Annotated in this window: 17 protein-coding genes and 1 pseudogene; 12 read left to right on the forward strand and 6 right to left on the reverse strand. The window is 71.1% G+C overall.

All coding sequences use genetic code 11. The features are described from left to right. The first annotated feature begins 352 nt into the window (after positions 1-352). From GA0070607_RS34185 to mctP, 3 genes and pseudogenes are all read left to right on the forward strand, one after another. Entirely contained in the window at positions 353-517 is a 165-nt protein-coding gene (locus GA0070607_RS34185; RefSeq protein ID WP_089020065.1) for a DUF3311 domain-containing protein, read from the forward strand. A 59-nt stretch (positions 518-576) separates the two neighbouring features. Next, positions 577-820, forward strand: a pseudogene (locus GA0070607_RS23225) (DUF3311 domain-containing protein). Beyond that, positions 820-2,472 (forward strand): monocarboxylate uptake permease MctP, encoded by a 1,653-nt coding sequence (mctP, locus tag GA0070607_RS23230; protein ID WP_089020066.1) that lies wholly within the window; start codon positions 820-822, stop codon positions 2,470-2,472. Before GA0070607_RS23225 ends, mctP begins: the two are co-directional and overlap by 1 nt. Positions 2,473-2,876: 404 nt before the next feature. On the opposite strand, the gene GA0070607_RS23235 is transcribed toward mctP, so the two are convergent. Together GA0070607_RS23235 and GA0070607_RS23240 are read right to left on the reverse strand one after the other, a co-directional pair. Then, complete coding sequence (locus GA0070607_RS23235; RefSeq protein ID WP_089020067.1) at positions 2,877-4,811, reverse strand: NHL repeat-containing protein; 1,935 nt, start codon at positions 4,809-4,811, stop codon at positions 2,877-2,879. A gap of 102 nt (positions 4,812-4,913) precedes the next feature. Then, a complete protein-coding gene (locus GA0070607_RS23240) occupies positions 4,914-6,845 on the reverse strand; it encodes an NHL repeat-containing protein (protein ID WP_089020068.1) in 1,932 nt (643 codons plus the stop codon). A 339-nt stretch (positions 6,846-7,184) separates the two neighbouring features. Between GA0070607_RS23240 and GA0070607_RS23245 the strand changes: the two genes are divergently transcribed. After that, positions 7,185-9,236, forward strand: a complete 2,052-nt coding sequence (locus GA0070607_RS23245) for a ligand-binding sensor domain-containing protein (protein WP_089020069.1) — start codon at positions 7,185-7,187, stop codon at positions 9,234-9,236. Positions 9,237-9,328: 92 nt separating this feature from the next. Here GA0070607_RS23245 and GA0070607_RS23250 read toward each other — a convergent pair whose 3' ends face one another. Further along, complete coding sequence (locus GA0070607_RS23250; RefSeq protein ID WP_172899086.1) at positions 9,329-11,281, reverse strand: NHL repeat-containing protein; 1,953 nt, start codon at positions 11,279-11,281, stop codon at positions 9,329-9,331. A 180-nt stretch (positions 11,282-11,461) separates the two neighbouring features. Here GA0070607_RS23250 and GA0070607_RS23255 point away from each other — a divergent pair, with 180 nt between their 5' ends. Further along, positions 11,462-13,729, forward strand: a complete 2,268-nt coding sequence (locus GA0070607_RS23255; protein ID WP_089020071.1) for an NHL repeat-containing protein — start codon at positions 11,462-11,464, stop codon at positions 13,727-13,729. 133 nt (positions 13,730-13,862) lie between these two features. Here the strand turns inward: GA0070607_RS23255 and GA0070607_RS23260 are convergent, their stop codons facing one another. Beyond that, positions 13,863-15,833 (reverse strand): ligand-binding sensor domain-containing protein, encoded by a 1,971-nt coding sequence (locus tag GA0070607_RS23260; protein ID WP_089020072.1) that lies wholly within the window; start codon positions 15,831-15,833, stop codon positions 13,863-13,865. 99 nt (positions 15,834-15,932) lie between these two features. Continuing rightward, a complete protein-coding gene (locus GA0070607_RS23265; protein ID WP_089020073.1) occupies positions 15,933-17,189 on the reverse strand; it encodes a Gfo/Idh/MocA family protein in 1,257 nt (418 codons plus the stop codon). Positions 17,190-17,338: 149 nt separating this feature from the next. Between GA0070607_RS23265 and GA0070607_RS23270 the strand changes: the two genes are divergently transcribed. The 7 genes from GA0070607_RS23270 to GA0070607_RS23300 all read left to right on the forward strand — a co-directional run bounded on the left by GA0070607_RS23270 (position 17,339) and on the right by GA0070607_RS23300 (position 24,646). Next, positions 17,339-18,580, forward strand: a complete 1,242-nt coding sequence (locus GA0070607_RS23270; RefSeq protein WP_089020074.1) for an ABC transporter substrate-binding protein — start codon at positions 17,339-17,341, stop codon at positions 18,578-18,580. Positions 18,581-18,642: 62 nt separating this feature from the next. After that, positions 18,643-19,572, forward strand: a complete 930-nt coding sequence (locus GA0070607_RS23275) for a carbohydrate ABC transporter permease (RefSeq protein ID WP_089020075.1) — start codon at positions 18,643-18,645, stop codon at positions 19,570-19,572. Next, positions 19,569-20,468 (forward strand): carbohydrate ABC transporter permease, encoded by a 900-nt coding sequence (locus GA0070607_RS23280; RefSeq protein WP_089020076.1) that lies wholly within the window; start codon positions 19,569-19,571, stop codon positions 20,466-20,468. Before GA0070607_RS23275 ends, GA0070607_RS23280 begins: the two co-directional genes overlap by 4 nt. Beyond that, positions 20,465-21,469, forward strand: coding sequence for a hydroxyacid dehydrogenase (locus tag GA0070607_RS23285; protein ID WP_089020077.1), 1,005 nt, complete (start codon positions 20,465-20,467; stop codon positions 21,467-21,469). The genes GA0070607_RS23280 and GA0070607_RS23285 overlap by 4 nt, the downstream gene beginning before the upstream one ends. A 55-nt stretch (positions 21,470-21,524) precedes the next feature. After that, a complete protein-coding gene (locus GA0070607_RS23290; protein ID WP_089020078.1) occupies positions 21,525-22,406 on the forward strand; it encodes a Gfo/Idh/MocA family protein in 882 nt (293 codons plus the stop codon). A gap of 159 nt (positions 22,407-22,565) precedes the next feature. Then, positions 22,566-23,582: an NAD-dependent epimerase/dehydratase family protein gene (locus GA0070607_RS23295; RefSeq protein ID WP_089020079.1), complete on the forward strand. Its 1,017-nt coding sequence runs from the start codon at positions 22,566-22,568 to the stop codon at positions 23,580-23,582. Between the two features lie 8 nt (positions 23,583-23,590). After that, positions 23,591-24,646 (forward strand): dihydrodipicolinate synthase family protein, encoded by a 1,056-nt coding sequence (locus GA0070607_RS23300; protein ID WP_197701130.1) that lies wholly within the window; start codon positions 23,591-23,593, stop codon positions 24,644-24,646. Between the two features lie 52 nt (positions 24,647-24,698). Here GA0070607_RS23300 and GA0070607_RS23305 read toward each other — a convergent pair whose 3' ends face one another. Next, positions 24,699-25,919: a response regulator gene (locus GA0070607_RS23305; RefSeq protein ID WP_089020080.1), complete on the reverse strand. Its 1,221-nt coding sequence runs from the start codon at positions 25,917-25,919 to the stop codon at positions 24,699-24,701. Positions 25,920-25,940: the final 21 nt, after the last annotated feature.

The following is a 25,940-nucleotide window of genomic DNA, read 5'->3' on the forward strand; positions in this document are numbered from 1 at the left end:
CGGCTCGACCACTGACTGCTGTCGTGGCCGCCCCGTCGCGAGCAGCGGGCTGGTGGCCACAGAACGCGTTCGCGTCCTGGCCGTCGAGGGCGGCCGTCAACCGTCTACCTCGCCGGTGTGTCCGACTCCCGCATGCTGCGCATTGGTACCTGCAACTCTCTAGTGCGGGGCCCAGCCGGAGCCGGCGGCTGGGCGATTGCGCCGCCAGCAGCCCCGGTGACACTTCGCTACGCAGATTTGCGTAGCGGAGATAGTCGCCGGCGCCGACGACCTCGCGCCCGCCGCCGGTGAGACTTTCAGGATGGAGAAGTTGCCGTGTCCTGAGCCTTGCGCCGGTCGTCAGACACTGCCCATGCTGGGCGCGGTAGCCACACCGGTGTTCGCCCGCGCCGAACCGCGACTCTTCGGCGTGCCGTTCTTCCACTGGTACCAGCTCGCGTGGGTCCCCTTGACGGCAGCGTGCTTGGCCTGCGCCTACCTGGCCCATCGGCGTGCCAGGCGGGCGGGTCCGCACTGAGTCCGGCCACCGCGCGGCCCGCCCCCGACCATCGCGCGCATCGCACCGATTACCCCCGCATCGACGAACAGGAGCAGAATGTGGGGGCGAAGCCGAGAGCTAGAGCCAAGGACAGCAGCCCGTGGAACTGGCTGTTGTTCGTCCCGATCGTGGTGCCGTTGACCACGCCCGTGCTCAACTCGGAACGGACCGCGGCTGTTCGGGTTTCCGACCTTCTACTGGCTGCAACTCGCCTTCATCATCATCGGCGTCTCCACCACGACGGTGGTCTACCAGATGACGAAGAAGCGGGGTGAGCGCTGATGTGGCGCGACCATCTCACAGAGATCATCATCTTCTGCTTGCTGTTCCTGCTGGTCAGTGCCATGGGATTCGTGGCGGCCAGGTGGCGTGCACCCAAGGACATGGCCCACCTCGACGAGTGGGGGCTGGGCGGGCGCAGCTTCGGCGGCTGGATCACCTGGTTCCTGGTCGGCGGTGACCTCTACACCGCGTACACCTTCGTGGCGGTGCCGGCGCTGATGTTCGGCGCGGGCGCGGCCGGGTTCTTCGCTGTGCCCTACACGATCATCGTCTATCCACTGGTCTTCCTGGTGCTGGTGCGGCTCTGGTCGGTTTCGCACCGGCACGGCTTCGTCACTCCGGCGGATCTCGTCCGGACCCGATTCGGCTCGCCAACGCTGGCCCTGCTGGTGGCGATCACCGGCATCGTCGCCACCATGCCGTACATCGCGCTGCAACTGGTCGGCATCGAAGCGGTGCTCAAGACGATGGGGGTGACCGGCGAAAGCACCATCGCCCGGCACCTGCCGATCATCATCGCGCTCGCGATCCTCGCTGCGTACACCTACAAGTCCGGCCTGCGGGCGCCGGCGCTGATCGCCTTCATCAAGGACATCCTGATCTACATCGTGATCCTGGTGGCGATCATCTATCTGCCGTACAAGCTGGGGGGTTGGGGGGAGATCTTCGACGCGGCGGACGCCAAGTTCGACACCAGCCAGAACGCCGGCGACGGGATCCTGCTCAACGCCAACAACCAGTGGCAGTACATCACCCTGGCGCTGGGCTCGGCCCTCGCGCTGTTCCTCTACCCGCACAGCCTAACCGGCGTGCTGGCCAGCAAGAACCGCAACGTAATCAAGCGCAACATGTCGGCGCTGCCGGCGTACACCCTGCTCCTGGGGCTGATCGCGCTGCTCGGCTACATGGCGATCGCGGCCGGGGTGACCCCGTTGCCGGGGGCCAAGGAGGGCTCGGTCGACAACAACACCGTCGTGCCGCTCCTGTTCGACCAGCAGTTCCCGAGCTGGTTCGCCGGCATCGCGTTCGCCGCAATCGGGATCGGCGCCCTCGTCCCCGCGGCGATCATGTCGATCGTGGCGGCGAACCTGTTCACCCGCAACATCTACAAGGAATACCTGCGGCGCGACGCCACCCCAGCGCAGGAGGCGAACGTCTCGAAGATCACCTCGCTGGTGGTGAAGGTCGGCGCCGTCGCCTGCATCGTCTTCCTCGACCCGCAGTTCTCCATCGACCTGCAACTGATCGGCGGCGTGATCATCCTGCAGACGTTGCCCGCGGTGGCGCTGGGCCTCTACACCCGCTGGTTCCACCGGGGCGCGCTGATCGCCGGCTGGGTCGCCGGGATGAGTCTGGGCATGTGGATGCTCTACCAGGTGGCCAGCCCCACCCGGAAGCACTTCGGTGGCTCGGCGTTCCCGCTGTCGGAGTTCGGCTTCGACACCACCAAGACAATCTACGTAGGCATCGTGGCCGTACTGGTCAACCTGTTGGTGGCGGTGCTCGGCACGCTGATCCTGCGGGCCACGAAGGTGGCCGACGGCGCCGACGGCACCACCACCGACGACTACCACGCCGACGAGGGCGACGCCCGGCTCGTCCCCGCGCCGCGTAGGGAGGCCGGCGTGGACGCGCCCGAACCGGTTGCCTAAACCGATCGCAGGCCCCCTCCCGACCGCCGCCGGTCGGGAGGGGGGCTCACTAATCGCCCACGACCACTGACCAAACTTCGGACTTACCGTCTAGACGAACGGGGTCGGGGCAGGCTGCTGCGGCGGCGGGTCCACGAACTGCTCTCATGTACCCGCTTTCGCGAGGGCTTGCGGTGAGCTCTGCGACCGCAGCTCTCGGGCACTGGCCGACGCGCTAGGTGTCGCGCCGACGATGTTCCCCGGCGGTCACATCAACTGCGTGCAGGACCCCGACGGCGTTCGCCGCCCGGCTGCGCGAGGTGCTCATGGAGGACCGAGATCCCCGAAGATCACGAGTGGGCTGCTCAAGTTTTCCGCGATCTTGCCTACGCTCAACGCAACAGAGCGACACCCTCCGCGGCCCATCAGGAGGGCAGTTCGATCAGGGCGAGGTTCCGATCTACTGCCGCCCATGCCTTGCGAGCCCCGAGGACAGGCTCGATCCGAGGAACCGTGTACCAGTTGGTGCCGATGCCGGTGTGCAGCCGCACCGCCGACTCCAGCCCGGGGCCAAGCAGGTAGATGTTGTCGCCGAAGTTCGCCCCGGCGTAGATGCGGCCGCGGTGGGCGACGATCTCCCCGTAGCCGCTGAGCTTGCCGGACCGCAGAACGGTGCGGGTGGCGAGGTCGTACGCGAGCCAGCTGCCGCTCGTGCGCTTGTAGAGCGCGTAGAGCACCCCGTTGAGCACCTCGACGTGTTGCATGCTGGGCTGGTCGGGCAGCGGCGCAAACCGGTCGACCACCTCGCGCCGGCTGATGTCGAACACCGCCACCTGGGCGGTCGGCTCGGTGGGCGGGATACCGTTGCCGCCCCAGGTGTCCCCGGCGATGTAGGCCATATCCCCGTCCAACGCGATGGCGTTCAGCGCCTGGTTCGGCAGGATATCGAGGCGTACCTCCATCTTCCCGGTCGCTGGGTCCAGGAGCGTGAGGGCGCCCTGCAGGCTGCCGTAACGCGGGGCCGACGCGATCAGGACGAGGCCCGACGGCTTGTGGTGCACCACGTCCCAGGGCCGCTGCTGATTGTTGTCGATCCTGCCGAAGCTGCGCACCCGACCGGTCCGTGGGTCCAGGTCGATGACCTCCCCGCTCGGGTACAGGGCGCTGATCATCCGGTTCCGCCAAGCGGCGATGTCCTTGGCCTCACCGGCGACGGGATACCGGCGGCTGATGCCACGAGCGGGCTCGTGCACGGTGATTGCGAAGTGCCCGCCCACATACACCGAGCCGTCCGGCGCTGCGCACATCGACTGGAGAAGTTCGGGTCCGGCGGCCCGCGCGTCGTTGGTCAGATCGTCCTGCTCCACCGTGTTCCGGCCGGGCGCGAGGATGGACACCCGGCCGCTGCCGTTGGCGGCGAAGACGGTGCCGTCGGGGAGCAGCGCCACGCCGCGTCCCTCGTCCCCTTCCGGGCCCTGGGCGATTCTGGCCAACCGGTCGCCCTCCCGGCGGAGAATCGATCCGGTCAGCCGTCCGAGGGCGAGCAGCCCACCGTCGCCCGTGACGGTCAGGGAGTCGACCAGGTACTCCTCGTCGGCGGGCACCTCGACGTAGCCGGAGCCGTCGCGGGCGATGTCGTGGACCCCGAAGGAGGATGCGGCGTAGACGCGGTCGCTACCCGCGGCCAGTGCGCCTAGACCCGAATCGAGCGCAGTGCCGACGGGCATGATGTCGACCTTCGCCCCGGTGCTGCGGTCGATCCGGACGATGTGGGCGGGGATCGTGCCCGCGTAGACGTAGGTCTCGTCCGCGGCGAGCAGGCGGGCGTACTGGGATCCGGGGAAGGCGCGCCCGAGGTTGGTCAGCGTTCCGGTCGCCGGCTGCAGGGACCACACCTCACCACGGGGATAGGTGCCGAAGTAGACCACGCCATCCGGCGCGGTGGTGGCGGCGAACACGATCGTGCCCGACGGGCCGATGGTGCCGAGTCGCCGGGCCACCCTGGTCGCCGGGTCGTACTCGACAATGTCGCCGAACGAGTACGTTCCGATGTAGACCTTGCCGCCGGAGACGGTGCAGGCCCACCCGCCGTCGCCCCGCTCGAGGGAGACCACGTCGGTCACGGTGCGGGACACGATGTCGTATGTGACCACCTTCGGCGGCGTCTGCCCCCGGGTGACGAAGTACCCGGTGGTGCCGTCCACGGCCATGCCGACGATGGCCGCGCTCAGCGACGCCGGGCCGAACTGCCCCGGCCGACGTAGTCCGTCGGCTGCGGCCGGCAGTTCGCCGAGCACGCTGCCGCCCAGCGCGGACAGTGCCGTTAGTTGGATCACGTTACGTCGGTTGAGATGCGTCATGCGCCTGCTCCTCTTCCATAAGAGATGTCTCGAAGTCGGGCCCCTATCCGCAGCCCGTGGGAGTCCGGCCGGCACTGGCGGGTTGCGGGCGGTCACCCTTTGTCAGTGGCCGGCGATCGTGATGCGGACCAGGTTGCGTTCCTTGAGGCCGAACAGGGCGCGCCGGGACGGGTCCAGGGCGAGTTTGGGTTCGGCGCCGAACCATTCTCCGGTCAGTCCGTCGACGATTGTGGTGACCGTGAATGTCACCAGGTCGATCTTGTGGACGGCGTTGCCGTCGGTGGTGTAGGCGACCCGGCGGACGATGTGCAGGTCCGCACCGCGCGCGCCGACCTTCGTGGTTCGGGTGACCTGACGTCGTAGCAGGTCGTACTCGAAGAGCACCCCGCTGTCGGTGATGCCGTAGACGGCGAGTGCGGTGTGCGCGAGGCCGGGGATGACCTTCGCCCCGGGCATCGGTTCGACCTGCCAGCACAACCGGCGGCTGCGCAGGTCGAAGGCGGCGAGCCGGGCGGTGGTGGTGACCGGCGGCAGGCCGAGCCCTTCCTGGATGTTCGTGCCGAGGTAGGCGACGCCGGCGCGGCAGGTTACGGCGTAGAGGCTCTGCCGTTCGACGACGGGCCGGTAGGTGTCGAACCGGCCGGTCCGCGGGGCGTAGAGCGCAAGCGTCCCGTTGAGGTGTCCCGGCTCCGGCTGCGTGGTCATGGCGATCAGCCCGGTCGCCTCGTCGTACGCCAGGTCCCGCGGGCGGTCCTGCTGGTTGCCGGTCCCGGCGAGCAGGGTGGCCTCGGGCTCGCCCGCGCGGTGGCGGTAGAGCAGGGCCTGGGTGTACACGCCGAGGTACGTGGCATCGCGGACGGTCAGCGCGGTCTTGGGTTCGCCTGGTATGCCCACGCGGGTACGCGTGCCGGTGGCGAGGTCGTGGATATCCGCGCCGCCTTTACCGCCGACGTAGACTCGCCTCCCGTCGCTGTGCACCGACATGGGCTCCTCGGGCGCGGCCCGGAAGCCACGCTGCACGAGGTTGACGTAGCGCAGCGAACGGTCGGCGGGGTCGACGACGACGATCGCGCCGTCCTGCACGCCGTAGACGAGGCCGTCGCGGACGAGGAGCCGGTGGGTGGCGGCTTCGGGCTGAGCCACGCCTAGCGTCTCGACGGCCCCGCCGTCGGTCGCGCAGCGGTAGAGCATCCCTGACGGCCGTCCGGCGAAGTAGACGTAGCGGTCGTGGATGAGCACCGACGTCACGTACTTCTCACCAGTGGCCAGCACCCGGTGATCGGCCGGGTCGGCCTTGTTGAGCACGAGCACCTCGCCGTTGGAGGAGATGCCGGCGGCCAGGTGGGTGTCGGACAGCGTCAGGCTCGCCACGAAGTCCCGGCCCGCGAGCGCGGCGGGAAGGATGTCGCGCTTGGCTCCGGTCGCCCGGTCGATCGCTATCAGGTGGGCGTGCGCGCCGACGCCCGCGTAGACGGTGGTCTCGTCCGCGGCGATGCTGCGCACGTACGCCTCACCGTCGACCGTCACGCCCAGGTCGCGGCTCTCTCCTGTCGCCGGGTCGTACTCGACGACCCGGCCGGGCTCGGAGATCGCGAGGTAGACCTTGCCGTCCGGTGCCGAGGCGAGGTTCCAGATGAAGTGGTACGGGTAGGCGCCCACCCTGTCGAGGGCACCCGTCAGAGTGTCGAGCCGGTAAAGGTCGGAGCGGCTGTGGGTGCCGACGTAGACGTCGGTGCCCACCCGGCACATCGCCCACACGCCGATTCCGCTGGGGATGTCGGTGTGGGAGGTGACGGCGTCGGTGGTGAGGTCGTAGCCGCCCACGAGGTTGGGCGAGAGGCCGCGGGTACCGGCGTAGAGCACCGAACCGACGATCTCGCCGTTCCCCAGCGGGGTGGTGACGCTGGCCGGGCCGAGATCGGTGACGGTGCCCTCGGGTTCGGCGGCGGCCTGGGCGTGGGCAGTGGCTGACGGGAGCAGTGCCGCTCCGCCGGTGAGCGCGGCGGCCTGCAGGAGATGACGACGGGCGACCATGGGCACTGCCTTTCGGCCGGGACCGGAATTGCGGAGAGTCTAGTACGGCTGCCTGCCGCCGGGACATGGTCGAAGAGGAATTCGGTGATGAAATGAGGGTGACACCCACCGGGGCCACAGCCGCCGGCAGGTGACCGCGAGGCGTTGACGCCGGCGAAGAACGCGGCCTAGGGTCATTGCGGCCCCGCCCGATATGGGTCGCGAGGAGTAGCACCAGCAACAGCTCACCGACGCCCGGGATGGATCGCTTATCCCAGGCCTCATCGAGATTCCGGTATCTGACCGTCACGGCTCGGCCGCCGGCTCCCCGGTGGCCGCTGGAAGAGAGGCAGGCGTCCCATGACGAACCGCCGTACCTTGCTCCGCTCCGCCGTCGCCCTCACCGCGGTGCCGGCCCTGCCCGTCGCCTGGACCGCGGGCCCCGCGACCGCCGGCGTCACGACCGGGGAGTCCGCCGCCGGGGTGACCGTGGACCCCTTCGGCATCCCCCTGCGCGACGTACTGCTGATCGGTGGCACCGTCGCCCCCGGCCCGACCGGGACGCCGGTGCTCTGGTCCGCGGTGTCCGGGGAGCCCGCCCGGCTGGTCGCGATCGACCCGGCGACCGGGCGGACCGTCTCCGCCCAGGACCTCACCGGCGCCCCCGGCTCGTACGCGGTGGCCGCCGCACCCGACGGCACCGTCTACGTCGGCGCGTACAACACCGGCGACCTGTATCGCCGCCAGCCCGGCCCGGACAGCCCGATCGAGAACCTCGGCCGTCCACTGCCGTCCGAGACGTACATCTGGCGGATCGCCGTGGACGACGCGGGCATCGTCTATGGCGGCACCTTCCCCGGCGCGCGGGTCTTCGCCCACGACCCGGCCACCGGGACGACCCGCGACTACGGCCAGGTGCTGCCCGGCGCCCAGTACGTCCGCAGCCTCGCGGTCACCGCCGACACGATCTACGCCGGCACCCAGCCGGACGCCCACCTGTTCGAGATCGACAAGCTGACCGGCGAGCAGCGCGAACTCCCGCTGCCCGACGGCCTCGGCGACGGCACCGGCCAGACGGTGTACGACCTCAATGCCCACGACGGCCGCGTGTACGCGCGGTTCGGCTCGGCCACCACCGGCCGGCTCGGCGTGTACGACATCGCCCGGCGGCGGTGGACCGACCTGATCGACGACGTCGCCGGCCTGGACGTCTCCGCACCCGGGCCCGGCGGCCTGGTCTACCTGACCCGCGCCGGGCGGCTCACCGGCTACCACCCCGGCAAGCGGACGTTCACCGACACCCCGCTGGTCTTCCCGGGCCGGGTGGTCAACAACCGGGGCATCGGCTGGGTGAACCTCCACGACCGGGATTGGCCGGGTCGCACGCTGGTCGGGCTGCTCTGGCGCGGCGACATGTTCCGCTGGAACCCGCTCACCGGGCGGGCCGACGTGGTGCCGACCGACGTGCCCGGCGCGCCGATCCCCATCGCGGCGCTGCACGTCGGCCCGACCGGCACAGTCTGGCTCGGTGGCTACCTCAACGGCGGCCTGGCCCGGGTGGACCCGGACACGGGCGTGTCGACCTTCCAGCGGTTCGCCCAGGTGGAGAGCGTGCTGGAGACCGGCGACCGGATCTGGCTCGGGGCGTACCCGGACTCCCGGCTGTACCGGTACGACCCGGCCGCGCCGTGGCACAGCCCCGAGTACTCGCCCGGCCTGCCCGGCAGCGCCGACAACCCGGCTAAGCTGCTCGACCTCAAGGCCGCCGACCAGGTGCGGGCCCGGGCGCTGACCGACGCCGGCGACAAGGTCGCGTACGGCACCATGCCCAACACCACCCTCGGTGGTGTGCTGGCCATCGTGGACAAGGCCAGCGGCGCGTCGCGCGTGCACCGGCCGGTGGTCACCGACCAGTCGATCGTCAGCCTCAGCCACGTCAACGGCCTGCTCGTAGGCGGCACCTCCATCTCCGGTGGGTACAGCGTGCCCCCGCCCACCCAGAACGAGGCGATGCTGTTCGGCTGGGACGTCGCCGGCGACACCAAGACGTTCGAGTTCGTGCCGGTACCGGGCGCGACGGCGATCCCCGCGCTGGCGGTGGACCGCACCGGGCTGCTCTGGGGCCTGGCCGGCGGCCAGCTCTTCGCCGTCGACCTGGCCACCCGCTCGGTCGTCCAGCGCCTCCAGCTTGCCCCGGGTGTCGCCGACAGCCGCGGCAAGCTCGGCTACGACGCACCGCGTCACCTGCTGTACGCGCTGGTCCGCGGCGAGCAGGTGGTACAGGTTGACCTGGCCACCGGCGCCACGCGGCAGCTGCTGGAGCAGCCGGCGGAGTTCCTCGCCGTGCATCCGGACGGCCGGCTCTTCCTCGGCGCCGGCGAGCACCTGTACCGGGTCACCGTGACCGGCTGACCGCCGCCCGTTCGGCCGCGCAGAGACGGAGACGGGCCGGCGATCCCCCCTCGGGATCGCCGGCCCGCGTCCTGCGCACCGGAATGCGGGGTCTACAGCTGGATGCGGACCAGGTTGCGACCGCGCAGGGCGTACAGCGCCGAGCCGTCCGGGGCGGCGGTGAGCAGCGCCCCGCCGCCGTACCACTCGGCGTTCAGGCCGGTGACGAACGGGGTGACCGTCATCGTCGCCGGGTCCAGCTTCCAGACGTCCCTCCCGTTGGTGCCGTAGATCGCCGGTCCGACCTGCACCAGAGTGTTCTGCCCGGACGTGACAGTGGTGGTGGCCACCATTTGGCGGGTCCGCTGGTCGACGGCGAAGAGCACGCCGGTCTCGGTGAGGCCGAGGATCCGGTCGCCGGCGGCGACCAGTTCGACGATCTGCTTCGCGCCGGGTACCGGGCTGATCTCCCAGGTCTTTGTCCGGGTGGCCAGGTCGAAGCCGGCGAGCCGGGCCTCGGTGGCCCGGGGCGTGGTGCCCAATCCACCGTTGATGCTGCTGCCGAGGAACGCGGTGCCGTGCTTGACCGCCACCGAACGGATCGACTGGTCCGGGATGACGTCGCGGTGCACGTCCAGCGCGCCGGACCGGGGGTCGTAGAACGAGACCGCGCCACCGTGGCGGCCGTACTCCGGTTCGGTGCCGACGACGAGCAGCTTGTCGGCGGGGGACCAGGTCGCGTCGAGCGGCCGAGTCTGCTCGTGGCCGATCGTGGTCACCCGGCGCGGGTCGCCGTCGGGTGCCATCCGGAACAGGTACGCCAGCGTGTAGACCGACATCCAGATCTCACCGGCGACCGGGGTCATCGCCTTGGCCTCGCCGGGCAGGAACCGGCGGGTGGAGGTGCCGGCGACCAGGTCATGCACCTGCACACCGGCCTTGCCGGAGACGTACACCCGGGGGCCGTCGGTGGCGATCGCCATGGCCAGTTCCGGTGCGGGCGGCATGCCGGCCTCGGTGAGGTCGACGCCCGTCAACTCGCCGGTGGACAGGTCGTAGGTGACGACGGTGTTGGTGACCACGCCGCGCAGCTGGTCGCCCGTGACGAATAGCCGGCCGAAGGAGGCGCCGTCGTAGGGCACGGCCAGGGTGCTGAGCTGCCCGGTGTCCCGGTCGTACCGGCGCAGCGTCCCTGAGGGCCGGGTGCCCACGTAGACGTCGTTGCGGCCGGGGTCGATGGCGATCGCGGTGATGTAGCTGTCCGGGGTCTGCACGACCTCGTAGCGCGACGGGTCCGCGGTGTCGATCAGCAGCATGGTGCCGGTGGGGGAGAGGGCGGCGGCGAGGAGACCGTCCTCCAGGGCGAGGGTGCCGACGAAGGTACGGTCGGCGAACTCCGGTGGCAGGATCTCCCGCTTCGCGCCGGTGGCCCGGTCGATGGCGATCAAGTGGGCGTGCGCGCCGACGCCGGCGTAGATCGTGGTCGCGTCGACGGCGATGCTGCGCACGTACTGCTCGCCGGGGACGGCGACGCCGTAGTCGCGGGTGGCGCCGGTGGCCGGGTCGTAGGAGAAGACCCGGCCGTTGGGATAGGTGCCGCCGTAGAGGACGCCGTCGGGCGCGGTGGCCAGGGCCCAGATGAATTGGTCGGGGGAGACGTCGGCGACCTTGGTGACGGCGGTGCCGGTGGTGTCCACCCGGTACAGGTCCCCCGGGTCATAGGTGCCGACGTACAGGTCGGTGCCGACCGCCGCGGTGGCCCAGGCGCCAGCGCCGGTGGGCAGTTCGTAGCGCCGGTTCACCCGCTGCTCGGCCAGGTCGTAGGCGCCCACCACGATCGGCGTCACACCACCGGTGGCCGTGTAGATCGTGCCGTCGATCAGCTCGGCGCCGTTGACGGAGGTGACCTCGGACGCGGGTCCGAGGTCGGTGACGGTGCCGGGCGGTGCTCCGGTGTGGACGGTTGCCGCCGCGGCCGGCGGCTCGGCGTGGGCGGTTGCCGCCGGGACCGCCAGCGCGGCGGCGGCGAGGGCAAGGGCCGCGGTCAGCGCGGTACGTCGCAACACGACCTCCAAGGACTCGGGATTTCGGTCAGGGCTGTAACTGTTACAGCGCATCATGTCGGGCGCATCGTGTCGAGGCTCCGCCCGTAAGTTCGCCACCGATAGCATGGATCGATCGGCGGCTCTGGAATTCCGGACGCCACCGTAATAGGGTACCGGCATCGTCGAACGTGGAGGTCGCCCGTGTCGTCGTTCCGTCGTACCCTCGTGCCCGTCGCCGTCCTGGCGCTCGCCGCCGCCCTGTTCCCGGCCGCCGCTGCCGCCTCGGCGGTTCCGACTGGCGCGACGCCCGGCACCGTCACCGACTTCGGTGTCCAGCAGACCGCCCTCACCGTCTTCGAAGCCCACTACGGCACCGGCGCCGAGAACCGGCCGGTCGTCTACGGGGTCCAGATGGGATCACCGGGGGTGCTCAGCGTGACCGACCCGGTGACCCGCGAGCTGCTGGACACCGCGTACCTGCCCGACTCCTCCGGTGCCTGGGGAATCACCCAGACGGCCGACGGCACTGTGTATGCCGGCAGCTACCCCAACGCCCATCTCTACTCGTACGACCCGCAGACCCGGACCACCGTGGACCTGGGCGCCCCGGTCGCCGGGCAGACCGTCCTCTACGGCCTGCGGCCCGGCGCGCACGGCCGGGTTTACGGCGGAACCTATCCCGGCGCGCACGTCTTCTCCTACGCCCCGGGTGAGGGCTTCCGCGATCACGGCCGGATGTACGCCGGTGAGCAGTACGTCGTCGATGTCGCGGTGGACCCCGCGCGCGACGTGCTCTGGGCGGCGGTCGGCACCGCCGGCCACCTGATCCGCCTCGACCTGGGCACCGGGGAGAAGCGCGACATCTGGCCGGAGGCGCTGCGCGGCGACGCGAACTACCCGTACGACATCAACCTGGTCGGCGGAAAGCTCTTCGTCAAACGCAACAAGCTCCAAGGGCTGGTGCTCGACCCGGACACCGGCGCGGTCCTGGCCGACGGGTTCACCATGGGCTCGCGCGGCACCTCACCGCTCGCCCCCGACGGCCGGTCGGTCTACTTCACCTCCGGCACCGAACTCTGGCGCTACGACCTGCCGACCGACACCGTCGGACCGGTGCGCGACACCACCGGGGCGCCGGTGCGCGGTGACGGCGCGGGCATCGGGTTCGGCTTCCTCGACGGCCAGCTGTACGCGGTGATCGGCAACTACGCCGGGCAGGCGCTGCGCTACGACCCGGCGACCGGCGCCAGCGAGCGGTACCAGCTGCCGTTCCCGCCGCAGGCCCTGGACATCAACACCATCACCGCCGGTCCGGACGGCCGGATCTGGACCAACCTCTACATCAACGGGAACCTCGCGGTCCTCGACCCGGGAACGGGCACGGCGATCAACGTGGGCCGGCTCGGGCAGGCCGACGGCTTCGGCTGGCATGAGGGCAGGATGTACCAGGGCGTGTACCCGTACGGTGGGGTGCTGGTCTACGACCCGGCCCGGCCGTACCAGCTCGGCACCAACCCGCACGAGCTGTTCCGCCTCCAGCCCGACGGGCAGAACCGGCCGATCGCCTTCGCCTCGTCGGGAAGCCGGATCTACGTCGGCAGCACCCCCGACTACGGCCTGTGGGGCGGCGCGCTGACGGTCTACGACACGGCGAACGGCGCACGTACCACCCGCCGGAACATCGTCGCCGACCAGGGCGTGATCAGCCTTGCCGTGGTCGGCGACCAGCTGTGGGCGGGCACCACGATCAGTGGCGGCGGGGGCACCGTGCCGCGCGCCGCCGAGGCCAAGGTGTTCACGGCCGACCTGGCGACCGGCGAGAAGACCGCCGACTACACCCCGGTGCCCGGCGCCGACTCGATCACCTCGCTGGTCGCCGGCCCGGATGGGATGATCTGGGGCCTCGCCGACGGCGAGGTGTTCGTCCTCGACCCGGCGACCGGCGCGGTGACGCACCGCCTCGACGTGCCGGGCCGCTCCTCCGGGGTGGCCGACGAACTCGTCGTCAGCGCCGCCGATGAGCACGTCTACGCCGCGCTCGACGGGTACCTGCACAGGATCGATCCACTGTCGAAGGCTGTGCGGACCATCCGGGACACGCAGACCTACCGGGTGACCCAGGACGGCGAGGGCAACCTCTGGTTCCGCAACGGGGTCAAGGCGGCCAACGGGGCGGTCCAGTACGGCTCGCACCTGCTGCGGTACGTGCCGGAGCCGGACGACTGCCCCCGCTCCGATCTGCGGGCCCAGGTGCACGCGGGCGGCGGGTCCGGCGTGCCGAACCGGTACGCCGAGCGTGGGTGCACGGTCAACGACCTGATTCGCGATGAGGCGCACTGGGCCAGCCACGGCGCGTTCGTCGCACACGTCGCCTCAGTCACCGGCGATCTGGTCGAGGCCGGCCTGCTCAGCGGCGGCGAGAAGGACGCGATCGTGGCGGCGGGCGCGCGGTCCGGCATCGGCCGGTAGCCGCCGCGCCGGCGGCTTCTCGCCCTGAGCGGGTCATGCCCAAGCGTGCCGAGCCACCGCCGGGTGCCGGCGATCAGACGGACCGGCCCCGCTCTCCTCTCGCGGGGAGAGCGGGGCTGGTCGGCGTCGGGGCTCAGCGCGTGAGCTGGTAGAGCTGGCCCCCTCGGGCGTAGTACATGGTGCCGGTGGCGTCCATGGTCCAGACGTCGTCGATCCCGGTCGCCAGCCTCTGGACGGCGAGGGTGGCCGGGTCCACGCACGCCACGGTGGTGCGGAAGTTGCCGCACAGGTCGCCGTTCGGCGCGAAGGCCAGGTGGTCGCTGCGCCACACGTGGTCGACGTTCCAGTCGAACGGCTCCACCTCGACGGTCCTGAGCACCGTCCTGGCCACCGGGTCGAACTCGAACAGCGTCCCGGCGGTGGCGCCCCACACGTGGCCGTCCGCGCCGACGATCAACCGGGTGATCGCCTTCGCGCCGGGAATGGGTACGCCCTCCCAGACCTTCGTCGAGGTCGCCGGATCCCAGAGGAAGAGCTTCGCCTCGGTCTGCGTCGGTACCGCGCCGAGCCCACCCCAGACGCCGGAGCCGCCCAGCACCAACTCTCCGACCGTGGCCAGGGCGGTGACGCTCTGGTCGGGTACGACATCGCGGTGCACCTGCTGCGCGCCGGTGGCCGGGTCGACGATCGCGAGCGCGCCACCGAGCTGTCCGTACTCCGGGATCGTCCCGAACGCGATTCGGTCACGGACGCCGGTGATGGCGAAGGGGCGGTCCTGGTGGGCCGAGCTGAGCGACCCGAACTGGCGCGGGTTGCTGCCCCGGACGACGGGCCTGGCCGGGTCGAGCTCGAACAGGTTCGCGCCCGGGTAGACGCCGGCGTAGATCAGGCCGCGGTACGAGTGCAGCCCTTCGGCCTGGCCCAGTGCGGTGGGATTCTCGGTGAAGGTGCCGGTGGCGGGGTCGTACGAGGTGATCCCGCCGCTCGGGTAGGCGCTTGACCAGATCTTGCCGTCGGGGCCGGCTACCACGGTCTGCAACTGGGCGGGCAGGCCCTGCACGCCGGGGGAGACGACCTTGCGCGCCCCGGTCTGCGGGTTGAAGTAGGAGAGCATCCCGCCCAGGCTGATCGTCACCAGGGTCCGGCCGGGCCAACCGTCGGCGTCGAGGTGGGTCCAGCCGAAGCCGCGGGCGGTGCCGAATCCGGTGAAGCCGGTCGGGGTGACGGTGCGGGTGTTCAGGTTGTAGGCCATGAGGCGGCCACCGGTCGATCCGAAGTAGACGTTCTTTTTGGCGTCCGGTGGCGAGACGTTCAATCCGGGGCTGGTGCCCAGGTCGGCTACCCACTTGCCGGTCTTGAGATCGTGGACCAGCAGCCGGTTGCTGTTGGTCAGCCGCGCGAAGAGGGTCTGCTGGTGGACGTCGAGGTCGTAGACGAACTGCTCGGCTCGGTACTGCTCGGGCAGCGGGATCTCGCGGCGGTCGCCGGATTCGACGTCCACCTCCACGATCCGGGCGACGGTGCCCAGGCCCGCGTAGAGCTTCCCGTTCGCCACGCCGAGGCTGCGCACGTACTGTTCGCCGGGCCAGACCTGGCCGTAGTCGCGTACCGCCCCGCTGCGGTGGTCGACCGAGTAGATCTTTCCGTTGGGGAAGGTGCCGACGAACACGCGCCGGCCGTCGTTCGCCAGGCGCCACGTGGCGGTCTCGCCCGGTGCGGGCGAGCCCAGGTCCTCCACCTGGTCGGCCCCGGGCCGGTAGCGAAAGAGCTTGCTGTCGGCGCCGATGTAGGCGGTGCCGTCGGGCATGACCGTGCCACCCCAGGATCCTCCGGCACCGGGTAACGGCATTGTCCGGATCACCTCCGCCGCGCGGGTGTCCACCACGCTCAACTCGCCGGTGGTGCCGCGGGCGACGGCGTACGCGTAGTCGCCGGCGGCGCTCGACCCGAACGTCGCGCCGTAGATCGCGAGGTTGTGGTGAGGGGTTCCCACCAGTACTTCTGTCACCGGTGCAGCACGCGCGGGGACGCCGACGGCGGTGGCGGCGAGCAGGGTCACGAGGGCGGCGAGCGGCGCGGCGCGCCGTGGTCGATCGAGGGCCATGAAACATCCCTTCGTCTATTTTGGCCCTCACCGTAATCATCAATTCGTCGAAGAATCAACATCGGCCCGGGGCGCCGGCGGGGACGTGGCCGGGCTCGGTCAGCCCCCGGCGAGCGCGACGGGGATACCGCCCGCGAGCCGGCTGCGTTCCGCCGCGAACGCCATCCGGTGGCTGTCCAGGGACTCCCGTGGCCCCGACCGCACCGCGGACCGATCACCGGTCGCCACGGCCTCGACGAAGGCCGCCATCAACCGCATGTCTCCGCCGCCGTGGCCGGTTCCGGCGTCCGCCCCGCCGCCCCGCGTGTCGGTGGTGACGGTGGCGCCGGTGACGAAGTCGGTGACGGTGACCTGCTCGCCGTCGCCCTCCAGGTAGCCGTGCGTGCCCATGATGCGGGTGCGCCGGTGACCGCCGGGGGTGAAGGCGCTCATGGTCAGGGTGGCGGTCGCCCCGCCGGCGAAGGAGATCGTCACGCTCTGGTGGTCGGCGACGTCGTTGCCGCCGGTGAAGACACACCGCCCGTACGGGCCGTTCCGCAGCGCCTCGGTCACCCCGGCAGGGGTCAGGTCGCGGGTCACCACCGACAGGGGCCACACCCGACGGTCGGGATCGGCGAGGCAGTCGCGGTAGAAGCGGACGGCCGAGTACGGGCAGCGCGGCTCGACGCGACAGTCGAGGCAGGTGTCGGCGGCACCGACCGGCCGGTTGCCGGGGTGGAAGTGGTGCAGTCCGCCGACGCTGCTGACCCGTACCGGGGTGTCGTCCACGACGTGGCGGAGCCAGTCGAGGTCGTGGCAGCACTTGGCGAGCAGGCTGCTGGACGAGGTGTCGGCGCGGCGCCAATTGCCGCGCACGTAGGAGTGGGCGAAGTGCCACCAGCCGACCGGCTCCAGGTGTTCCACGCCGACGATGCGGCCGAGCGTGCCCGCCTCGACGTACCGCTTCACCGCCTCGGTGTAGCGGGTGTAGCGCAGGACATGGCAGACGGCGAGCAGGACGCCGGCGTGTTCCGCCGCCGCGGTGACCGCCTCGCACTCGGCCTCGGTCGGTGCGATGGGCTTCTCCAGCAGGACGTGGTAGCCGAGTGCGGCGAAGCGGGCGGCCGGTTCGGCGTGCTCGCGGTCGGGGGTGGCCAGCACGATCGCGTCGGCCAGCCGGGGTCGGGCGGCCAGGGCCTGCCACGAGTCGAACCGGGCGGACGCCGGCACCCGGTGTGCGCCGGCGAGCGCGGTGCGGTGCGCGTCCCGGGGTTCCGCGACGGCGACGACCCGCGCCTCGTCGGGGGAACGCAGCGTGTAGCCGGCGTAGGTGGTACCGCGGTCGCCCGCGCCGACGATGGCCAGGGAGACGGTCATCGGGCTCCTTCACTATTACGGGGCTGGATCGATCCGACGCGACGCTCGTACGAACAGTAACGGTGTGACCTCGATACTCTTCGGCTCTAGTATCGGCCCGGACCGTAAGTTAATGTACGGCGAACCTGACTCCCCCGGAAGGATGCGAGATGCGTGTTCGCAAGAGCCTGTCGGCCGTCGCGGTGGCGCTCGTCGCCGCACTCGCGGCCACGGGTTGTGGCGGTTCCGGCTCCGGTGACTCCGGCAAGACCACCGTGACGATGTGGACATATCCGGTGATCGTCGACGAGGCGAAGCACCGCGCGCACTGGGACGAGACCGTCAAGGCGTTCCAGTCCGCCAACCCGAACATCGAGGTCAAGACCGAGATCTTCCCCTGGGCCAACCGGGACCAGGCGCTGGCCACCGCCATCGCCGGCAACAAGGGGCCCGACGTCGTCTACCTGATCCCCGACCAGCTGCCCAAGTACGCCCGCAACATCGAGCCGGTCGACAAGTACCTCGACGACGCGGCCAAGAGCGACTACCTCGAGAACGTGACGAAGTCGGTGGGCATCGACGGCAAGATGATGGGCGCGCCGATCCTCACCAGCGCCGCCACCCCGATCTGCAACAAGAAGGTCTTCGCCGCCGTCGGCGAGACGACCTACCCCACCAGCTGGAACGACCTGCTCACCCTGGCGCCGAAGTTCAAGGCCAAGGGCTACGACATCGCGGCGTACCCCGGTGACTCCAAGCAGACCCTGAACCAGACCTTCTACCCGCTGCTGTGGTCGGCCGGCGGTGACGTGTTCAGCCCGGACGGCACGTCGGTCGCCTTCAACAGCGACGCCGGAAAGAAGGCGCTGACCTTCGTGAAGCAACTCGTCGACGGCGGCTACGTCGACAAGAGCCTGATCACCAACGTCCCGTCGACTGAGCAGACCCGCATCGGCCAGAACAAGGTCGGCTGCGTCTGGCACGTGCCGGTGGCGGAGGTCGAAAAGCTGTGGGGCAAGGAGAACATCCAGGCCGTCCCGCACTTCACCGACGTCAAGCAGATCGGCTACGGCACCGTTGGCTCCCTGTCGATGCTGAAGGGCGCCAAGAACAAGGAGGCGGCCGGCAAGTGGACCGCCTTCGCGACCAACGCCGAGAACACCAAGAAGTACGACCTGGCCTCCAACTTTTTCTCCCCGCGGAAGTCCACCGGCACGCTCTACGCCGGTGATCCTGTCCTCAGTGTGCAGGAGCAGCAGGTAGTCACCAGCACCGTCGGCCCGCTGCACGAGAAGGCCCGGGACGTCCAGGGCGTCCTCTTCCCGGAGATCCAGGCTGCCCTGCTCGGCAAGAAGTCGGTGGAGCAGGCGCTCGACGACGCCGCGAAGGCCGCCGCTCCGCTGCTTCGCTGATCCTGGCGCGGCTCGCGGTGGGCGTACCCTGCCCACCGCGAGCCGCCGAGAAAGGTTGTCAGATGGTTGCACTACCGGAGAGCCAGGTCCGGCGGCCACGCCGGCCGGGGAGCGAGGTTCGGCGTCTCCGCCGGGCGTCCGCCCGTGAGGCCGGCACGGCCCTGCTGTTCGTCCTGCCGTTCCTGCTGCTCTTCGCCATCTTCCGGTTCGGGCCGGCGATCGCCGGGGTGATCCTCGGCTTCACCGACTACACCATCGGCGGTGACACGAGCTGGGCCGGCCTGGAGAACTTCCGCCGACTCGTCGACGACCCGACCTTCTGGTCGGCGCTGCGCGTCACGGTCGTCTTCACCGCGCTGTCCGTACCCCTGTCGATGCTGGCCTCCCTCGGCATGGCACTGCTGACCCGCCGCGCCTTTCGCGGCGCGAAGCTCTTCCGGTCCATCTTCTTCCTGCCCGTGGTGACCAGCCTGGTCCTCGCCGGGGTGGTCTTCACCTGGGTCTTCGCCGACGGTGGGCCGTGGTCGCGGGCGATGGGCGCGCTCGGCCTGCCGGCCGGCTCCTGGCTCGCCAACAGCGCGCTGGTGGTGCCGGCCCTGGTGCTGGTATCGGTCTGGTCCCGCTTCGGCTACGGCATGCTCATCCTGCTCGCCCGGCTTCAGGACATCCCGGCGGAGCTGGAGGAGGCGGCGCTGACCGACGGCGCCTCGGCCTGGCAGCGCTTCCGGTACGTCACGCTGCCGCAGCTGCGGCCCGCGCTGTTCTTCGTCGCCATCATCGAGACCACGGTTTCGTTCCAGGTCTTCGACATGATCTACGTGATGACCGGCGGCGGGCCGGTCCGCTCCAGCTACAGCCTCGTCTACCTGCTCTACGACCAGGGGTTCAAGTACTTCGACCTGGGCTACGCCAGCGCGGTCGGGGTCGCTCTGTTCGTGATGACGATCGTCGTGGCGCTGATCCAGCGGCTGACCCTGGGGAGGGAAGAATGACCGACATCATCACGCCCCCGGCCACCGCCGCGCCGGCCACCGAACGGCCCCGGCGGGCCTGGCGTCCCTACCGCGCGGACCGGGCCGGCCGGGGCTGGGTGATCGGGCGCACCGCGCTGCTGCTGGCTGGTGCCGTGCTCACCCTCTTTCCCTTCTACGCGATGGTCGTGTTGTCGCTCAAGCCGACCGGGCCGGTCACCTTCCCGGACAGTCTGCTGCCCTGGCCGTTCTCCACCGAGGCGTACGACCAGGTCATCGGTGCCAAGAGCGTGCTGCGCTGGATGGGGAACACGCTCGTCTACTCGGTGGTGTCGGTCGTCGGCGTGCTGCTGTTCGCCTCGATGGCCGGCTACGCCTTCGCCAAGAAGCGATTCCCGGGCAAGGAGACGATGTTCTGGTCGTTCCTGGCGATGCTGATGGTGCCGTACCACGTCACGATGATCCCGACCTTCATCATCATCTCCGAGCTGAACGGCGTGGACACCTACTGGGGCATGATCGTGCCGACGCTGGCCAACGCCCAGGCGGTCTTCCTCATGCGCCAGTTCATCGCGTCGCTGCCCGACTCGCTGTTCGAGGCGGCCCGTTTGGACGGCTGCTCCGAGTGGCGGGTGTACGTCTCGATCGTGCTGCCGCTGATCAAGCCGATCCTGGCCACGCTGGGCGTCTTCGTCTTCCTCTGGCACTGGAACGACTTCCTGTGGCCGCTCATCGTCGGGCAGAGCCTCGACATGCGGACCCTCACCACCGGCATCGCCTCGCTGCAACAGGAGAACGTGCCGTTGAACATGCTGCTCGCCGGCTCGGTGGTGGCGTTCGTGCCCATCTTCATGGCCTACCTGATTGGCCAGCGGTACTTCCAGGAGGGCGTCTCCACCACGGGCATCAAGGGGTGACCGTCATCGCCGTGGCGGCGACGCCGTACGTCCGCGAGCTGTTCCTCGACCCCGACACCTGGACCGCGCTGCAGCGCGTCGGCGAGGTGCGGCTGCCCGCCGACCGCGCCGACGTGGGCGACGAGGCCGTGCTCGCGGGACTGCTCGCCGACGCCGACGTCGTCGTGACCGGCTGGGGAACCGCACCGCTGACGGCCGCGGCGCTCGCCGCCGCGCCACGGCTGCGGCTGCTCGCGCACACCGGGGCCAGCGTGAAACCGTTCGTCACCCCGGAGTGCTTCGCTCGCGGGGTACGCGTCACCCAGGCCGGCGACGCGATGGCGTACGCAGTGGGGGAGCAGGCCCTCGCGTTGACCCTCGCGCTGCTGCACCGGCTGCACCGGTTCGACCACGCGCTGCGCACCGGGGCCGACTGGGCGAGCGCGAAGGGCGCCCCGCCCCGCCGGGAGCTGCGCGGCGCGACGGTCGGGGTGGTCGGCGCGTCCCGGACCGGCCGGGCGTACCTCGGCCTGGTGCGGGCGCTCGGAGCGCGGGTGCTCGTGGCCGACCCCTACCTGTCCGGCGCGGAGGCCGTGACGCTGGGCGTCGAACGGGTCGGCCTCGACGAGTTGCTCGCCCGCAGCCTGGTGGTCTCCCTGCATGCTCCGGTGCTGCCGGAGACCGCCGGGATGATCGGGGCACGCGAGCTCGCCCTGCTGCCGGACGGGGCGCTGCTGGTCAACACCGCCCGCTCGGCGCTGGTGGACGAGGCCGCGCTGCTGGCCGCGCTGCGCACCGGCCGGATCGACGCCGCGCTGGACGTCTTCGACGCCGAGCCGCTGCCGGTCGACCATCCGCTCCGCGGGCTGCCGAACGTGCTGCTGACGCCGCACGAGGCGGCCGGGACGGTGGAGTCGCGGCGGCGGGCCGGCGCGATCGTGGTGGCCGAGATCGACCGGTTCCTCCTCGGGCGGCCGCTGGCCCACGAGGTGCGGCCGGAGCAGCTCGATCGGACGGGCTGACCCGGGCTGACCTGCGCTGGCGCGGCCGGAGACCGGAGAAGTAGCCTCTGCGCTCATGCGCATCGCTCTGGCCGGACTCGCCACCAGTCACCCCTACACCGACGCCCGCGCGCTGCGTGACCACGCTGAGCTGGTGGTGTGGGAGCCCGATCCGCAGCGGCTGGCCCGGTTCCGGGCCGAGCAGCCGGACGTCGCCGTGGCGCCGGACCTGGCCGCGCTGCTGGCGACCGGCCCGGACGGTGTGGTGCTCACCGTCCCGACCCCGGACGTGCCGGACGCGCTGGCCCAGGTGCTGGCCCGCGAGCTGCCCTGCTTCGTCAACAAGCCGGCCGCCGCGACCCTCGGGCAGCTCGACCGGTTGGAACGCGTCGTGCAGCGGGCGCCCGAGCTCGTGCTCACCTCCTCGGTGCTGCGCTTCGCGCCGGACTTCGTGGCGTTCGATGTGCCGCGCGACGAGGTGCTGTCGGTCCGGGCCACGGTGCGGCACGATGTCGGCCTCTGGGCCACCGGCTACAACCCGTGGCAGGACGACCCGGCGGTGGGTGGCGGCACGCTGGTGATGATGGGACTGCACGGCGTGGAGCTGCTGGTCGCGCTGCTGGGGCCGGCGGTACGGCTGGTCGGGGCCGCGGGCACCGTACGCCGGCACCGGGGACTGCACTCCGAGGACACCGGGCTGCTGGCGCTGCAGTGGGAGGACGGGGTGCCCGGCGCGGTCGAGGTGCTCGGGGTCAGCGAGGGCGAGGCGTACGAGGTGACCGTCCACACCGGCGCTGGGGAGCAGCGGGTGGCGCTGCGCGGCGGCCCGGACCAGCTCGGCTACCGGGCCACCATCGACGCGTTCCTGGGCATGGTCCGGGGTGGGCCGAGCCCGGTGCCGTGGCCGCAGACCCGGGCCGTGCTGGGCCTTCTCGCCGCGGCGCGCGCCACGGCCTGACACCGCGCAGCCGGCCGATTGCCCCTGACGTGCGAACCGGACGGCCGGTTCGCCGTGCCCGTCGAGCCCGCGCCGGTCGACCCACCTCCCCGGACACCTTGACGCTCCCGTGGCCGGAAGTTACGGTCATGACCGTTACTTCGGAAGGGGTGTGGTGGCATGCGTACGGTGGCGGACCTCGAGGAGCGGCTCTCCCGCCCGCGGGACGTCCTGGTGGACGACCTGCGCAAGCTCGACGGCGACATCCTGGTCCTCGGCGCGGGCGGCAAGCTGGGGCCCAGCCTGGTGCGGCTGGCGCTGCGGGGGGTCGCGGCGGCGGGCACCGGCGCGCGGGTCGTCGCCGTGTCACGCTTCTCCGAGGCCGGCCTGGCCGACGCGCTGCGCGATGAGGGCGCCGAGGTGGTCGAGGCGGACGTCGCCGACGACGCCACCCTGGCCGCGCTGCCCGACGCGGCGAACGTCGTCTTCCTGGTCGGTGCCAAGTTCGGCACCTCCGGCCGGGAGCACGCCACCTGGGCCACCAACACCTACCTGCCGGGCCGGGTCGCGCAGCGCTTCGCCGGGTCACGCCTGGTGGCGCTGAGCACCGGCAACGTCTACCCGCTCGTGCCGGTGACCGCCGGCGGCTGCGTCGAGCAGACCCCGGTCCAGCCGGTCGGCGAGTACGCGATGTCCTGCCTTGGCCGCGAGCGCATCCTCACCAACTTCGCGCTGCGCGACGACACCCCGCTGGCCCTGATCCGCCTCAACTACGCCGTCGAGATGCGCTACGGCGTGCTCGTGGACATCGCCCGCGCCGTGCACGCCGGCCAGGCGGTGGACCTCACCATGGGACACGCCAACGTCGTCTGGCAGGGCTACGCCAACGAGGTCGTCCTGCGCTCCCTGCACCACACCGCCACACCGCCGTTCGTGCTGAACCTGACCGGGCCGGAGCTGGTCTCGGTCCGCCAGGTATCCGCCGCGGTCGCCGCGCGGCTGGGCCGCGAGCCGATCCTCACCGGCACCGAGGCGCCGACCGCGCTGCTGTCCAACGCCCAGCTCTGCCACGGCCTGTTCGGCTACCCCGACGTAACCCTCGCCGAGCTGATCGAGCTGACGGCGGACTGGGTCGCCGACGGCCAGCCCCTGCTCGACAAGCCGACCGGCTTCCAGCGCCGCGACGGCAAGTTCTAGGAGAGACCGTGTTGACCGCATCGAGCACCCGACAGGCCGCCGCGCTGGCCCGGTTCCGGCACGGGTGCGTCATCCCCGCCCATCCGCTCGCCCTGGACGCCGACCACAAGCTCGACGAGCGCCGGCAGCGGGCGTTGACCCGCTACTACCTCGCTTCCGGCGCTGGTGGCATCGCCGTCGGCGTGCACACCACCCAGTTCGCCATCCACGACCCGGAGGTGGGCCTGCTCGCCCCGGTGCTGGAACTGGCCGCCGAGACCGCGGCCGGCTCGGACGCGATCCTGGTCTCCGGGGCCTGCGGGGACACCGCGCAGGCCGTCGCCGAGGCGGAGCTGGCGGCCTCCCTCGGCTACCACATGGTGCTGCTGTCGCCGTACGGGCCGCTGGACGAGGACGCTCTCGTCGAACGGGCCCGGGCGGTCGGCGAGGTCCTGCCGGTGATCGGCTTCTACCTGCAGCCGGCCGTCGGCGGCCGGGTGCTGTCCCGGCACTTCTGGGCCCGGTTGGCCGCCCTCGATTCGGTGGTCGGGATCAAGGTGGCGCCGTTCGACCGCTACCGCACGCTCGACGTGCTGCACGGCGTCTGCGCGGCCGGCCGCAACGGCGACCTCGCCCTCTACACCGGCAACGACGACCACATCCTGGCCGACCTGGTGGCGCCGCACCAGGTCGTCGTCGACAGGCGGGCGGTGGAGGTCGAGTTCGTCGGCGGCCTGCTCGGCCAGTGGGCGGTCTGGGCGCGCACCGCGGTGACCCTGCTCGACGAGGCCCGGCGGGCCCGGGCCGGTGACGACAGCGCGCTGCGCCGGCTGCTCACCCTGGACGGTCACCTGACCGACGCCAACGCGGCCATCTTCGACGCCGCCAACGGCTACCACGGCTGCATTCCGGGAATCCACGAGGTGCTGCGCCGGCAGGGCCTGCTGGCCGGCCGGTGGTGCCTGGACCCGGACGAGGAGCTCTCGCCGGGACAGCTCGCCGAACTCGACCGGGTGTACCGGGCCTACCAGCACCTGCGCGACGACGACTTCGTCGCCGAACACCTGGACGAGTGGCTGTCCTGACGCGTGCCGAGAGGATCTGGTCCGCGTCGACGGGGGCGTGGACCGGCTCCTCTCAGAGGGTCAGCCGGTAGAGCGTCAGCGGGCGGCCGCTGGTGCCGGAGGCGAGGTTGCCGGTCCGCTCGGCCAGGCCGGCCAACTCCAGCCGGTGCAGCATCCGTCGGGCGGTGCGTTGTTGCACGCGCAGCTGGTCGGCCACCTCCCGGCTGGTCAGCGGCTCGTCGCCGACCGTCGTGCGCACCTCCCGCAGCCGCAGCAGGGTGGGCACCGACAGGCCGACCCGCTGGGCGATGACGGCCAGGTTCACCTCCGACGGTGGCGGGGCCGGCGTGGTCGACTCGAGCACGATGTCGGTCTCGCCGCGCAGCGACAGCACCGCCGTGGTCGGGCCGACCCGGCGCGCCCGGCTCAGCGCCCGCCGCGCCAGGTTCTCCGCCTCTGCGGCGCTGCGTCCCAGGCCGAAGCCGATCTGCACGGTCTCGTGCCGGTCGGCGAGGCGGCGCAGCATCGGCAGCGCGGTGAACCCGCCGGTCGCGTCGTGCAGCGGGCCACGGGTGGTGACGATGAGGTACGTGTCCGGGGCGAACCGCGCGAGCGTGCCCCCGAGCCCGGCGACCTCCTTGAGCAGCCCGTCGTCGCCGTCGGAGAGGTTGGCCAGGCCGAGCGCGATCTGGGCGTCCTCCTGGGCCTGGCTGCCCACCTGCAGCAGGAGTTGGCGCAGCGCCGTGCGGACCGAGTGGTTCGACGGGGCCAGGCGGAACGCCGGCATCTCGTGGCGCAGCACCTCGTACACCGAGCTGATGCAGGTGACCGCGACGTCCGCGCCGGCCTTGCGCTGCCGCTGGTGGAATGCCACCACGTCCTCCGACCTGAGGCCGCTGCGGTACGGCAGCGACCGGACCCGGTCCATCGGCAGGACCGCCTCGCCGAAGGTGGTCGCGACGTCGGCGCCGGTGACGGTGTCGATCGACATCCGGGTGACGTCGTGCCCGGCGCGCAACAACCGCACGGCGGCCTGGAGCAGCGTCGATCCGGTGTAGTCGACGAAGACCGCCGGACGGTTGAGGGAGTTCGCCTCCCGGGCGAGGGTGTAGGGCACCACGCCGGTGAACAGCCACGCGTCCACCTGGCCGGCGTGCGCCTCGACGATCGCGGGGGCCTGCGACTCGTGGTCGTAGTGCAGCCGGCGGGCGGTGACGCCGGGCTGCTCCTCGCAGGTCGCGGCCACGTCGTCGACCAGGTCGTGCGGACCGATGACCCCGATCTCGATGGTCACCGCTGCCTCCTGTCGGGGGTT

This window comes from Micromonospora coriariae, assembly GCF_900091455.1.
Lineage (GTDB): Bacteria > Actinomycetota > Actinomycetes > Mycobacteriales > Micromonosporaceae > Micromonospora > Micromonospora coriariae.

What these genes read in the sequence shown, in the direction of transcription:
- GA0070607_RS34185 (WP_089020065.1), top strand. Translation starts at nt 353, where the DNA reads ATGCTGGGCGCGGTAGCCACACCGGTGTTCGCCCGCGCCGAACCGCGA.
- mctP (WP_089020066.1), top strand. Translation starts at nt 820, where the DNA reads ATGTGGCGCGACCATCTCACAGAGATCATCATCTTCTGCTTGCTGTTC.
- GA0070607_RS23235 (WP_089020067.1), bottom strand. Translation starts at nt 4,811, where the DNA reads ATGACGCATCTCAACCGACGTAACGTGATCCAACTAACGGCACTGTCC.
- GA0070607_RS23240 (WP_089020068.1), bottom strand. Translation starts at nt 6,845, where the DNA reads ATGGTCGCCCGTCGTCATCTCCTGCAGGCCGCCGCGCTCACCGGCGGA.
- GA0070607_RS23245 (WP_089020069.1), top strand. Translation starts at nt 7,185, where the DNA reads ATGACGAACCGCCGTACCTTGCTCCGCTCCGCCGTCGCCCTCACCGCG.
- GA0070607_RS23260 (WP_089020072.1), bottom strand. Translation starts at nt 15,833, where the DNA reads ATGGCCCTCGATCGACCACGGCGCGCCGCGCCGCTCGCCGCCCTCGTG.
- GA0070607_RS23265 (WP_089020073.1), bottom strand. Translation starts at nt 17,189, where the DNA reads ATGACCGTCTCCCTGGCCATCGTCGGCGCGGGCGACCGCGGTACCACC.
- GA0070607_RS23270 (WP_089020074.1), top strand. Translation starts at nt 17,339, where the DNA reads ATGCGTGTTCGCAAGAGCCTGTCGGCCGTCGCGGTGGCGCTCGTCGCC.
- GA0070607_RS23275 (WP_089020075.1), top strand. Translation starts at nt 18,643, where the DNA reads ATGGTTGCACTACCGGAGAGCCAGGTCCGGCGGCCACGCCGGCCGGGG.
- GA0070607_RS23280 (WP_089020076.1), top strand. Translation starts at nt 19,569, where the DNA reads ATGACCGACATCATCACGCCCCCGGCCACCGCCGCGCCGGCCACCGAA.
- GA0070607_RS23290 (WP_089020078.1), top strand. Translation starts at nt 21,525, where the DNA reads ATGCGCATCGCTCTGGCCGGACTCGCCACCAGTCACCCCTACACCGAC.
- GA0070607_RS23295 (WP_089020079.1), top strand. Translation starts at nt 22,566, where the DNA reads ATGCGTACGGTGGCGGACCTCGAGGAGCGGCTCTCCCGCCCGCGGGAC.